The sequence below is a fragment of the Kluyvera genomosp. 3 genome (assembly GCF_011765685.1).
GTDB classification, from domain to species: domain Bacteria; phylum Pseudomonadota; class Gammaproteobacteria; order Enterobacterales; family Enterobacteriaceae; genus Kluyvera; species Kluyvera georgiana_A.
Genome location: NZ_CP050321.1, coordinates 1,762,762 through 1,774,627 on the forward strand (window position 1 = coordinate 1,762,762; position 11,866 = coordinate 1,774,627).

An 11,866-nucleotide genomic window follows, 5' to 3' on the forward strand; every position below is an offset into this window, starting at 1 on the left:
TAGGGGCAGAGCAAACGGTTGCCCAGATGAAAAAACTTATCACCTGATAACTTCGGCTTATTCTGCGTGATCGTCACGAGTGAAGCACAACATGACCGAACCCTGGCAGCGATTGCCCGCGCTCTCGCTTAAACAACTGCAGTATTTTGTCACGCTGGCCCAACTGCGTCACTTTACGGACACCGCGAATCGTCTGGCCATTAGCCAACCGGCGCTCAGCAGCGCCCTGCGGCAGACGGAAGCGGTGCTTGGCGGCAAGCTGGTGAATCGTACCGCTTCGGCGGTGACGTTAACCGAGCTGGGGGCGGCGATACTTCCCCATGCCCAGCGGGTGCTGAGCGTGGCGCAGACGGCGTTTCAGGATATGCAGCAAATCGTCGAGGCGGGCGGCGATGGAACGGTGCGCATCGGGCTGGTGCCGTCGGTCAGTTCGCTGTTATTTCCTTTGCTGCCGAAGATGCTGGCACAGGCGTTCCCGCGTCTGCGCGTTGAATTTCACGATCGCACCAACGATGCCATGGTTGGCGACCTGCAAAGCGGGCAAATTGATTTTGGCGTCGGCGCCATCGACAGTTCGCTGCCGGCTGATTTGCAGCTCTTCCCGCTGCGTGAAGATCCGCTGGTGGCGGTTTTGCACAGGGACGACCCGCTAGCCGGGCAGCCACATTTACCGTGGAAACTGCTGGCGGGGCGCGATATTGCGGTATTCTCAAAAGGGAACGTGCAGCGGTTGGTCGGGGCCTTGGTTGAAAGCCAGCGGCTGACGTTGAATACGCGCTATCAGGTGGACTATATCGAAACGCTGTACGGGCTGGTGCGCTCGCAGCTGGCGGTGGCGATTTTGCCGCAGCTTTACACCTCCCACCTTGAAGACCCAGCGCTGCGGGTCGCGCAGCTTCAGCAACCAGCGCTGACGCGTACGGTGGCGCTAATGCGCGGGCCGCAGACGCTGCCGCCGCTAATTGAGTCCTGCTTTACGCTGCTGCTTAAAGCGCTGCGTGAGAACGCCGCCGAGTAGCGCCAACAGAATAAGGGAGGCGTCTGCCTCCCTGTATCCATTTTTATTGTTTGACGGTCAGCATGCCGTTTTCACGGCCATGGGTCTTATTCCACGATGCGCTTTCAATGCCGTCTGCATTCATACTGACGGAAATAATATAGCCCGCTCCGTGAATTTCATAAAAATTGGCGTTAATACGCTTCACAACGGCTTTTTTGCCATTAATCGTCGCCGAGAAGAAACCGTTAGACAGCGTTGCTTTTAGCACATTAGAAGAGAGCGTCGCTTCACGCATGGGATCGGCGACGTGCGCCGCCTGCGCGTGTTGTTCCGCGTCGTGAGTGCGAGTCGCATTGGCCGCGTTGGCATACGCCGCGGTCATGGCCGCGTTGTTGATCCCTTGCTGTCTGTTTTGTTCGGATAAATAGCAGGTATCTTTAGAAATACCTTGCGCCTCACATGCCGCCATTCGCTGTGCCGGGGTAGAGCAACCCGCAAGAATCGCCGAGCTTGCCACAACGGCTAACAGCATTATTTTTGCTTTCATCATTAACCTTATTTTTTATATAGACCAGAACGTCACCTGAATAAATGTTTAACGTTCTCCCCGTAATATTTTCGGGAGCGTTAATTATAAATTATTTTCAGGTTTTAATTGTTATGAGTGATAACAGTCGTTCGTGATTATGGAGACTGCATTGCTATATACCACCGCCCCTAATGCCCCGGTTGCTACCAGCGCGAGGGAGACGATCGCATACGCAATAATAATTTTTATCATTGACTATCAATCACTAAGGCAAGTAGACGTTTGCCGCTTTCTTTGTAACGCGAAGCAACTATCCAGTAAGTTGACTATATAAATATTGATTAGGATCATGATTTTTGTTGATAGATTCACGTAGTGAATGCAGTGAGATTTAAATGTTATTTTTTAATTAATTCAAATAGTTAGATGAACTCATCCTACCATTTATCGATAAGGATTATTCCTATAGAAAACAGTTTTTATGATTGGTTCTAAAGCGAGTCTAATGATTTTCTTTGTTTTTTTATTTTTTCTTTCGTCGCGGGTTTAATTATGGCTATCTGGTTTTTCGTTTCGTATGAAAGAAAGTCATGGCTATCTTTTTTTTACCTGTCGTGAGCGTGTTAATTAAAGTTTAACGACTATTAGATATAACCTTGCTGTTTATAGCGTGATTTCTCGCGGCGGAAGAGGCTTGCTTAAGCGAGAAACTTCCCTTACGCTTGCAAAAAAGCGGCCACGCCGCTAAACGACTCGGGGTGCCCTTCCTTGTGAAGGCTGAGAAATACCCGTACCACCTGATCTGGATAATGCCAGCGTAGGGAAGTCAGAGGCCTCCAGGTCATTGCTTCTTCGCGTTATGGCAGGAGCAAACCATGCACGTTGACCTGCTGAACCCCGCGCAATCCGCGCGCACTGCCCATCTTCTTCACCAGCATGCCCCTCTTGTTCACTGTATGACCAACGATGTCGTGCAGACTTTCACCGCCAACGTATTGTTAGCCCTCGGCGCCTCGCCCGCGATGGTAATTGATGCTGGCGAAGCCGCGCAGTTTTCCGCCATAGCCAGTGCGGTATTGATAAACGTCGGCACTTTAACCCAGCCGCGTGCGCAGGCGATGCGTGCGGCGGTGGAAAGCGCGAATGCGGCGAAGACGCCCTGGACGCTCGATCCGGTTGCCGTTGGCGCACTGACGCTGCGCAGTGAATTCTGCCGCGGCTTACTGCAATTACAGCCTGCGGCGATCCGTGGAAATGCCTCTGAAATTTTGGCGCTGGCGGGCGAGAGCCACGGCGGGCGCGGCGTGGATACCACCGATACGGCCGCGACGGCGCTGCCAGCGGCACAGAAGCTGGCGCGAGAAAGCGGCGCGATTGTGGCGGTGACGGGAGAAGTGGATTACATCACCGATGGTCAGCAAACGCTGGCAGTGCAGGGCGGAGATCCGCTGATGACGCGGGTGGTTGGCACCGGCTGCGCGCTGTCGGCGGTAGTAGCGGCCAGCTGTGCGCTGCCGGGAAGCCGTCTGGAAAATGTGGCGGGTGCCTGCGCGCTGATGAAATTCGCCGGGCAGCAGGCCGCCGGGGGACGAGGGCCGGGCAGCTTTATGCCTGCCTTCCTCGATGCGCTGTACGCGATGAATGCGGAGGTGGCGGCATGAAGCGCATTAACGCCTTAACCATCGCCGGTACCGACCCTAGCGGCGGCGCGGGCGTTCAGGCAGACCTGAAAACCTTCTCCGCGCTGGGTGCCTACGGCTGTTCGGTGATGACTGCGCTGGTGGCGCAAAACACCCGCGGGGTGCAATCGGTCTATCGCATTGAACCCGATTTTGTCGCCGCGCAGCTGGACTCAGTGTTCAGCGACGTGCGCATTGATACCACCAAAATCGGCATGCTGGCCGAGACCGATATTGTTGAAGCCGTGGCCGAGCGGCTGGCGCGTTATCGCATTCAGAACGTGGTGCTCGACACGGTAATGCTGGCGAAAAGCGGCGACCCGCTGCTGTGTGCATCGGCGGTGGCGACGCTGCGTCAGCGTCTGCTGCCGCAGGTGTCGTTGATTACGCCAAACCTGCCGGAGGCGGCGGCGCTGCTTGACGCGCCGCATGCCCGCAGCGAACGTGAGATGCTGGAACAAGGGCGCGCGCTGCGCGCGCTGGGCTGTGAAGCGGTGCTAATGAAAGGCGGTCATCTGGATGACGCCGAAAGCCCGGACTGGCTATTTACCGCCGACGGTGAAACGCGGTTTACCGCGCCGCGGGTGGTGACCAAAAACACCCATGGCACCGGCTGTACGCTGTCGGCGGCGCTGGCGGCGTTACGGCCACGTCACGCCAGTTGGCAGGAAACGGTGCCGGTGGCGAAAGCCTGGCTGTCGAAAGCGCTGGCGCAGGCCGATACGCTGGAAGTGGGCGAGGGGATTGGCCCGGTACATCATTTCCACGAATGGTGGTAGCTGTCCCGTCTGCGTGCCAGCAGCTTGTGCGTTAAAACCGACAAAAGTTGGACATTCTACGCCCCCGGTACCAGGCTTATCCTGCTCAAAAAACTTGAGCAGGACATCCAGCCGACATGATGTCGGCGCTTACGGGAGCATAGCTATGACTGATATTGCGCAGTTGCTTGGCAAAGACGCCGACAGCCTTTTACAGCATCGTTGTATGACCATTCCAGCCGACCAGCTCTATCTGCCTGGCCACGACTACGTTGACCGGGTGATGGTGGATAACAACCGCCCGCCTGCGGTGCTGCGAAACATGCAGACGCTCTACAACACCGGGCGTTTAGCCGGTACGGGCTACCTGTCGATTCTGCCGGTCGATCAGGGCGTTGAGCATTCGGCCGGGGCCTCGTTTGCCGCCAACCCGCTCTATTTCGATCCGAAAAACATCGTCGAACTGGCCATTGAGGCGGGCTGTAACTGCGTGGCCTCAACCTACGGCGTGCTGGCGTCGGTTTCGCGCCGCTACGCGCACCGTATTCCGTTCCTCGTGAAGCTCAACCACAATGAAACGCTGAGCTATCCGAATACTTTCGATCAAACGCTGTATGCCAGCGTTGAGCAGGCTTTCAACCTTGGCGCGGTGGCTGTAGGGGCGACCATCTATTTTGGTTCAGAAGAGTCTCGCCGCCAGATTGAGGAGATCTCTGCCGCTTTCGAGCGCGCGCATGAGCTGGGGATGGTGACGGTGCTGTGGGCCTACCTGCGCAACCCTGCGTTTAAGAAAGACGGCGTTGACTATCACGTCTCTGCGGACCTGACCGGGCAGGCCAACCATCTGGCTGCCACCATCGGCGCGGATATCGTCAAACAAAAAATGGCCGAAAATAACGGCGGCTATAAAGCGGTGAACTTTGGCTATACCGACGATCGTGTGTACAGCAAATTGACCACCGACAACCCGATTGACCTGGTGCGGTATCAGCTGGCGAACTGCTATATGGGCCGCGCGGGGCTTATTAACTCCGGCGGCGCGGCGGGCGGTGAGACCGACCTGTCCGACGCGGTACGTACCGCGGTTATCAATAAACGCGCTGGCGGCATGGGGCTGATTCTGGGCCGTAAAGCGTTCAAAAAATCCATGGCCGACGGCGTGCAGTTGATCAACGCCGTGCAGGACGTTTACCTCGATAGCAAGATTACCTTCGCCTAAAAGTTTGCCTCCTCGCCCGCCAGGGTGAGGAGGCCGATCCCCTTCACACTTCGTTATCCTTTTGTGAAAAACATCACGCCTCCTTGTGCGCATGCCCAAAAAACAGTCGATTGTTAGCGCTATTTGTCCGTGGAAGCGCTGTTATTTTGTGCTTAGATTAGTCATGAAACGCCTTTTCAATTCCCTAAAACCGTTTTATCGGATCAGTGTTGGACACAGGATTGTGGCGCGTTAAGCGCCATGTCGAATGTTGTACTAAGGACACATAATGAAAATTGAATCTGTAAATGTCACCGTTTTCCAGCATCCCACCCGCCGCGTCTCCGATAGCGCCGGGCACTCCCATCCGGGGCCAGAAAGCATGGCCAAAATGGCGATGCTGACGATTACCGCGGACGATGGCAGCAAGGGCTATTCGTTTGCACCGCCGGAAATCGTGCGCCCGTTCGTGGTAAATACCTTTTTCCGTAAAGTGCTGGTTGGCCAGGATCCGTTCGACCGCGAACGCATCTGGCAGGACCTGGTGCACTGGCAGCGCGGCAGCGCGCATCAGCTCACCGAACGTGCGTTGTCTTTCGTGGAACAAGCATTGTGGGACCTGATTGGGCGTAAGCTCAATATGCCGGTCTACAAACTGCTCGGCGGCTATCGTGACAAAGTCCCGGCCTACGGCAGCACCATGTGCGGCGACGATTTAGAAGGCGGCCTGTCCACGCCGGAAGAGTACGCGGCCTTTGCCGAAACCCTCGTGGCGCGCGGCTACAAGGCTATCAAGCTGCACACCTGGATGCCGCCGGTCTCCTTCGCGCCAAACCCGAAAATGGATATCAAAGCCTGCGCCGCGGTGCGTGAGGCGGTGGGGCCGGATATCGACCTGATGATCGACGGCTACCACTGGTACAGCCGTACCGAAGCGCTGTGGATAGGTAAGGAGCTGGAAAAACTCAACTTCGCGTGGTTTGAAGAACCGATGGAAGAGGACAGCATGTCGTCCTACGCGTGGCTGGCGGAAAACCTCTCTATCCCGATTATCGGGCCGGAAAGCTTTGGCGGTAAGCACCACAGCCGTGCGGATTGGGTGAAAGCGGGCGCGTGCGACATTCTGCGCGCGGGCGCTAACGGCGTGGGCGGCATTACGCCAACGATGAAGGTGGCGGCGCTGGCGGAATCCTTCGGCATGGACTGCGAAGTGCACGGCAACGGCGCGGCGAGCCTGGCGGTGGTCGGGGCGATCCGCAACTGTCGCTGGTATGAGCGCGGTCTGCTGCATCCGTTCCTCGACTACGACCAGCCGGCGGCCTACCTGAACAGCATCATCGACCCAATGGACGCGGATGGCTTTGTTCACCTGTCTCAGCGCCCTGGACTGGGCGAAGACATTAACTTTGCATATATCGAAGCCAATACCGTCAGCCACGACTGACACATAACAAAGACAAGACAGGCGCGTACGGATTCGTAGCCTGTCGTACCCTACAGGCGATAGATAGATGAAAAAATCCTCCTTACTGGGAGCGTGTTTGCTCGCGCTCACCATGACGATGGGGAGCGGGGCGGCGTTGGCGAAAACGCCGCCGGATCAGCTCATTATCGGCATGAACATGAACAACCTGCTGACCCTCGACCCGGCCGCGATGACCGGTAATGAAGTGGTGGGTATTGTGGTCAACCTCTATGATTCGCTGGTTGAACTGGACCCTGAACAGCTGACCAACGTCAAACCGGCACTGGCCAAATCCTGGGACATCAGCCCGGATGGCAAAACGCTGACCTTCCATCTGCAAAACAACGTTAAGTTTCACTCCGGTAACCCGCTGACCGCCGCCGACGTGGTGTGGTCGATGCGCCGTATTCTGCACCTTAACCTCGCGCAGGCATCGGTGTGGAAGTCTTACGGCTTCAGCAAAAAGAATGTCGACAAGCAGGTGACCGCACTGGACGACTATACGGTGCAGATCGTCCTGCCGAAACCGAACGATCCGCAGTTGGTGATTTACTCACTCGGCGCGCTCGGTAACCTCGGCGTGCTCGACAGCAAAACCGTGCAGAGCCATGAACAGGATAACGACTGGGGCAACAAGTGGCTGACGACGCACGAAGCCGGTTCCGGGCCGTTTATGCTGGAGACCTGGCAGGCCAAAGACGTGCTGCGCATGAAGCGTAACCCGGACTACTGGCGCGGCGAGCCGAAGATGAGCCGCGTGGTGCTGCGCCACTTCCAGGAGTCGCAGACCCTGCGCCTGATGATTGAAAAAGGCGACCTTGATATTGCCAACAACATGGCGGTATCGGACATCAACGCCCTGCGCAAAGACCCGCAGCTTACTGTCGACGCGGTGCAACGCGGCACCATGTACTACGTGGCGATGAGCATGAAAGAGGCGCATTTCGCCAATCCGAAGGTGCGTGAAGCGGTACGCTACCTGATTGATTATCAGGGGATTAATAAAGCGCTGATGCCGGGCTACGGCGTACTGCACCAGCGGCCAATCAAGGCGGGGATGCCGTCAACGCTGCCGGATCCTGGCTACAGCTTTGACTTAGCGAAGGCGAAAAAGCTGCTGGCGGAAGCGGGCTATCCGGACGGTTTTGATACCACGCTGCGCGTGCTCTCGGACCAGCCGTTCCTCAATATCGCCATTGCCGTTCAGTCGACGCTGATGCAGGCGGGCATCAACGCCAAAATCATTACCGGCACCGGCAACCAGATTTACGGCGCGATGCGCGAGCGTAAGTTCGACATGCTGGTCGGGCGCGGCGGCAGCGGCATGGAGCCGCATCCGCACTCCAGCCTGCGTGCGCTGGTCTATAACCCGGACAACAGCGATGAAGCGCGACTCACCAACTTCCAGGGCTGGCGTACCGGCTTTTACGACAAGCAGCTCAACGAGATGATCGACGGTGCGCTGCTGGAACGTAACCCGCAGAAACAAATTGCCGATTACCAGGCCATTCAAACCCGCTTCGATGCGCTGATCCCGGCGATGATTCCCGTCTCGCAGATGGTTGACTCGGTGGTGGTGCGCAACGAAGTGAAAGACTACAAACCCCACCCGTCGGCGACCACGTTCTTGCGTGACGTCTACAAAGTAAGCGAAGGAGATAAAGGATGAGTACGGCAATTCTCGCGCCCGGCTCCCGGACCCGGCGCTTTTCAAAACGGTTGATGCAGGTGGCGATTACGCTGTTTGGCCTGCTGTTGCTGACCTTTTTCATTGGCCGCGTGATGCCCATCGACCCGGTGCTGGCGATTGTCGGCCCGGATGCCGACCAGAGCACCTACCAGCAGGTCTATCACCAGCTGGGCTTTGACCAGTCGCTGATGACCCAGTTTGGTATTTATTTCGTCAACCTGCTGCACGGCGACCTCGGTAACGCGCTGCTGACCGGTAAACCGGTGACCGACGATATTATTCGCGTCTTCCCGGCGACCATGGAACTGGCGACGATGGCGATTATTGTCGGCGCGGGCCTCGGCATTCCGCTGGGCGTACTGGCGGCCGCGCGTCGTAACAGCATCTCCGATTACGTGGTGCGCATTATCAGCCTCGCCGGTTATTCCACGCCGATTTTCTGGGTGGGGATGATGGGTCTGCTGGTGTTTTACGCCTGGCTTGGCTGGGTCGGCGGCGCCGGACGCGTGGATCTGGGGCTTGACGGCATCGTGCCGCGCCGTACCGGGCTGATGACCGTGGATGCGCTGCTGGCCGGGAACAGCGAGGTGTTCTGGAATGCCATTAATCACCTGATTCTGCCTGCCGCGCTGCTGGGCTTCCACTCGCTGGCTTACATCAGCCGTATGACCCGCAGCTTTATGCTGGCGCAGCTGTCGCAGGAGTTCATCATCACTGCCCGCGTGAAAGGGTTAACCGAACGTCAGGTGATCTGGAATCACGCGTTTCGTAACATCCTCGTGCAACTGCTGACGGTGGTGGCGCTGGCCTACGGTTCGCTGCTGGAGGGGGCGGTACTGATTGAAACCGTCTTCTCTTGGCCGGGCTTTGGCTCCTATCTCACCGGCAGCCTGCTGCTGGGCGATATGAATGCGGTGATGGGCTGCGTGCTGTTGGTTGGGGTGATCTTCGTGATGCTCAACCTGCTGTCCGACATGCTGTATCAATTCTTCGATCCGAGGACAAAATCATGACGGTTTCTCTGGATACGTCTTTACGCGGCGGCGCTGGCGAAGGCCGCCAGCGTTTGCAACGTGCGCTGGTCCGCGCCGGTGGGTTTATTGGCAAGATGGCGCGTAACCCGTTAACGGCGATTGGCGGTGGGATTATCTTTCTGCTGCTGGTGGTGGCGATTTTCGCGCCGCTGATTGCCCCGTATAACCCGCTGGTGCAGGACTTAAGCAACGCGCTTACCGCGCCGAACGCTCAGCACTGGTTTGGCACCGACGAGTTTGGCCGCGATATCTTTAGTCGTCTGGTCTACGGTTCGCGCATTACGCTGTACATCGTGCTGCTGGTGTCGGTCACCGTCGGCCCGCTGGGGCTGCTGCTCGGCGTCTGCGCGGGCTACTTCGGCGGCAAGGTAGACATGGTGCTGATGCGCGTTACCGACATCTTTATCTCCTTCCCGAGCCTGGTGCTGGCGCTGGCGTTCGTCGCCGCCTTAGGCCCAGGGCTGGAGCACGTGGTTATCGCCATTACGCTTACCGCCTGGCCGCCGATTGCGCGTCTGGCGCGCGCCGAAACGCTGTCGCTGCGCCAGGCGGATTTTATCTCCGCCGTGCGCTTGCAGGGGGCCTCTCCGGCCCGCGTGCTGTGGCGCCATATTGTGCCGCTGTGCCTGCCGTCGGTGATTATTCGTATCACCATGAACATGGCGGGGATCATTCTGACCGCCGCTGGTCTCGGCTTCCTCGGCCTCGGCGCACAGCCGCCGGAGCCGGAGTGGGGGGCGATGATCTCCAGTGGCCGTACCTACATGATGGAGTGCTGGTGGGTGGTGACGATTCCGGGGCTGGCGATTCTGATCAACAGCTTAGCGTTCAACTTCTTAGGAGATGGCCTACGTGACATCCTCGATCCTCGCAGCGAATAACGCTGCACCGCTGCTCGACGTGCGCGACCTGTGCGTCGACTTTGTCAACGGCAGCGCGGTCACCCATGCGGTGCGCGGTGTCTCCTTCCAGTTGGGGCGTGAAAAACTGGCGATTGTCGGTGAATCCGGTTCGGGAAAATCGACCGTCGGGCGCGCGCTGTTGCATCTGCACCCGAAAAAGGCGCGCATTGACGCCAGCCGGATGCAGTTTGGCGATATCGATCTGCTTAACGCCAGCGAAGCGCAGATGCGCGCCATTCGCGGCAAACGGATTTCGATGATTATGCAGGACCCGAAATACTCGCTGAACCCGGTGGTGCGTGTGGGCGATCAGATTGCTGAAGCCTGGCTAACGCACCATCCAGGGCATAAGGCGGAGGCGAAAGCCAAAGCGTTGGAGATGCTCGACGTGGTGCGCATCCGCGACCCGCAGCGCGTTTATAACCTCTATCCGCATGAAATCTCCGGCGGCCAGGGGCAGCGCATCATGATTGCGATGATGCTGATTACCGACCCGGAGCTGGTGATTGCCGATGAGCCCACCTCGGCGCTGGACGTCTCCGTACGTTTGCAGGTGCTGGGTCTGCTCGACGATCTGGTGAAGTCGCGCGGTCTGGGGCTGATTTTTATCAGCCACGACATCAACCTGGTGCGCAGCTTCTGCGATCGGGTGCTGGTGATGTACGCCGGGCGGGTGGTGGAGTCCATCGCTGCCTGCGATCTCGACAATGCGAAGCATCCGTACACGCAGGGCCTAATCAGCGCGCTGCCGGATATGCAGCATCGTCGCCCGGTACTGCCGGTGCTACAGCGTCAGGCCTGCTGGCTGACGGATTAAGGAGCGCATCATGATTGAAGTGAAAAATCTGAACCTGGTGTTTGGTGAAGGCGAGAAGCGCAACCAGGTGTTGTATGACGTCAATTTCCACGTCCAGCCGGGCGAGATTTACGGCCTGGTGGGGGAGTCCGGTTCCGGCAAAACCACGGTGCTGAAGTGCCTGGCCGGGCTGTTTAACCACTGGCAGGGCGAGCTGGCGATCAACGGCCAGCGGTTGGATCACAACATCAGCCGCGAACGCTGCCGTAAGGTGCAGATGGTGTTTCAGGATCCTTACGGCTCTCTGCATCCGCGCCATACCATTGGCGATATTCTGCAAGAGCCGCTGCAAATCCACGGTATCAGCGAGCGTGACCGGCGCATCAACACGCTGCTGGATCGCGTGGGGCTGAATCGCGCGTTTCGCGACCGCTATCCGCACCAGCTCTCCGGCGGCCAGCGTCAGCGTGTGGCGATTGCTCGCGCGCTGATCCTTGAGCCGCAGGTGCTGCTGCTCGATGAACCCACCTCGGCGCTGGACGTCTCGGTGCAGGCGGAGATCCTCAACCTGTTGGCGGAGCTGCAAAAAGAGTCGAACCTGACCTACCTGATGGTGACCCACGATCTGGGCGTGATTGCCCATCTCTGCCAGAAGGTGGCGGTGATGCAGTACGGCAAAATTCTCGAAACGCTTAGCGTTGACGCACTGGTGAACGGCGAGGCCAAAACGCCGTACACCCAGATGTTGGTGAACGCCAGCCGCCAGTACACGCGCGAAATGGCGCGGGAGGTGGCGGCTTACTAGCCGTTCGGCA

11 protein-coding genes and 1 riboswitch are annotated in these 11,866 nt (G+C 58.0%); of the genes, 10 read left to right on the forward strand and 1 reads right to left on the reverse strand.

Annotated elements, in window-relative coordinates; all coding sequences use genetic code 11:
* The first annotated feature begins 91 nt into the window (after positions 1-91).
* Complete coding sequence (locus GY169_RS08200; protein WP_167575454.1) at positions 92-1,018, forward strand: LysR family transcriptional regulator; 927 nt, start codon at positions 92-94, stop codon at positions 1,016-1,018.
* Positions 1,019-1,061: 43 nt separating this feature from the next.
* Here the strand turns inward: GY169_RS08200 and GY169_RS08205 are convergent, their stop codons facing one another.
* The gene (locus GY169_RS08205) at positions 1,062-1,532 is read right to left on the reverse strand and encodes a hypothetical protein (RefSeq protein ID WP_411908109.1); all 471 of its coding nucleotides are present in this window, start codon (positions 1,530-1,532) and stop codon (positions 1,062-1,064) included.
* A 741-nt stretch (positions 1,533-2,273) separates the two neighbouring features.
* A riboswitch (TPP riboswitch) is annotated at positions 2,274-2,370 on the forward strand.
* A gap of 34 nt (positions 2,371-2,404) precedes the next feature.
* Here GY169_RS08205 and thiM point away from each other — a divergent pair.
* The 9 genes from thiM to GY169_RS08250 all read left to right on the forward strand — a co-directional run bounded on the left by thiM (position 2,405) and on the right by GY169_RS08250 (position 11,856).
* Positions 2,405-3,190: a hydroxyethylthiazole kinase gene (thiM, locus tag GY169_RS08210; RefSeq protein WP_167575456.1), complete on the forward strand. Its 786-nt coding sequence runs from the start codon at positions 2,405-2,407 to the stop codon at positions 3,188-3,190.
* On the forward strand, positions 3,187-3,987 hold the full coding sequence (thiD, locus tag GY169_RS08215) for a bifunctional hydroxymethylpyrimidine kinase/phosphomethylpyrimidine kinase (RefSeq protein WP_167575457.1): 801 nt from the start codon (positions 3,187-3,189) through the stop codon (positions 3,985-3,987). Before thiM ends, thiD begins: the two co-directional genes overlap by 4 nt.
* A 145-nt stretch (positions 3,988-4,132) precedes the next feature.
* Positions 4,133-5,185 (forward strand): class I fructose-bisphosphate aldolase, encoded by a 1,053-nt coding sequence (gene fbaB, locus GY169_RS08220; protein WP_163449116.1) that lies wholly within the window; start codon positions 4,133-4,135, stop codon positions 5,183-5,185.
* Positions 5,186-5,453: 268 nt separating this feature from the next.
* Positions 5,454-6,608, forward strand: coding sequence for a mandelate racemase family protein (locus GY169_RS08225; RefSeq protein WP_163449115.1), 1,155 nt, complete (start codon positions 5,454-5,456; stop codon positions 6,606-6,608).
* A 67-nt stretch (positions 6,609-6,675) separates the two neighbouring features.
* Positions 6,676-8,298, forward strand: coding sequence for an ABC transporter substrate-binding protein (locus GY169_RS08230; RefSeq protein WP_167575458.1), 1,623 nt, complete (start codon positions 6,676-6,678; stop codon positions 8,296-8,298).
* On the forward strand, positions 8,295-9,332 hold the full coding sequence (locus GY169_RS08235; protein WP_062778702.1) for an ABC transporter permease: 1,038 nt from the start codon (positions 8,295-8,297) through the stop codon (positions 9,330-9,332). Before GY169_RS08230 ends, GY169_RS08235 begins: the two co-directional genes overlap by 4 nt.
* A complete protein-coding gene (locus GY169_RS08240) occupies positions 9,329-10,234 on the forward strand; it encodes an ABC transporter permease (protein ID WP_167575459.1) in 906 nt (301 codons plus the stop codon). Before GY169_RS08235 ends, GY169_RS08240 begins: the two co-directional genes overlap by 4 nt.
* Positions 10,206-11,072, forward strand: a complete 867-nt coding sequence (locus tag GY169_RS08245; protein ID WP_163449112.1) for an ABC transporter ATP-binding protein — start codon at positions 10,206-10,208, stop codon at positions 11,070-11,072. Before GY169_RS08240 ends, GY169_RS08245 begins: the two co-directional genes overlap by 29 nt.
* Positions 11,073-11,082: 10 nt before the next feature.
* Positions 11,083-11,856 (forward strand): ABC transporter ATP-binding protein, encoded by a 774-nt coding sequence (locus GY169_RS08250; protein WP_167575460.1) that lies wholly within the window; start codon positions 11,083-11,085, stop codon positions 11,854-11,856.
* Positions 11,857-11,866 lie beyond the last annotated feature (10 nt).

Coding starts and splice junctions, on each gene's coding strand:
- GY169_RS08250 (WP_167575460.1), top strand. CDS start 11,083: ATGATTGAAGTGAAAAATCTGAACCTGGTGTTTGGTGAAGGCGAGAAG.
- GY169_RS08205 (WP_411908109.1), bottom strand. CDS start 1,532: ATGCTGTTAGCCGTTGTGGCAAGCTCGGCGATTCTTGCGGGTTGCTCT.
- GY169_RS08235 (WP_062778702.1), top strand. CDS start 8,295: ATGAGTACGGCAATTCTCGCGCCCGGCTCCCGGACCCGGCGCTTTTCA.
- thiM (WP_167575456.1), top strand. CDS start 2,405: ATGCACGTTGACCTGCTGAACCCCGCGCAATCCGCGCGCACTGCCCAT.
- GY169_RS08240 (WP_167575459.1), top strand. CDS start 9,329: ATGACGGTTTCTCTGGATACGTCTTTACGCGGCGGCGCTGGCGAAGGC.
- GY169_RS08225 (WP_163449115.1), top strand. CDS start 5,454: ATGAAAATTGAATCTGTAAATGTCACCGTTTTCCAGCATCCCACCCGC.
- GY169_RS08200 (WP_167575454.1), top strand. CDS start 92: ATGACCGAACCCTGGCAGCGATTGCCCGCGCTCTCGCTTAAACAACTG.
- fbaB (WP_163449116.1), top strand. CDS start 4,133: ATGACTGATATTGCGCAGTTGCTTGGCAAAGACGCCGACAGCCTTTTA.
- GY169_RS08230 (WP_167575458.1), top strand. CDS start 6,676: ATGAAAAAATCCTCCTTACTGGGAGCGTGTTTGCTCGCGCTCACCATG.
- thiD (WP_167575457.1), top strand. CDS start 3,187: ATGAAGCGCATTAACGCCTTAACCATCGCCGGTACCGACCCTAGCGGC.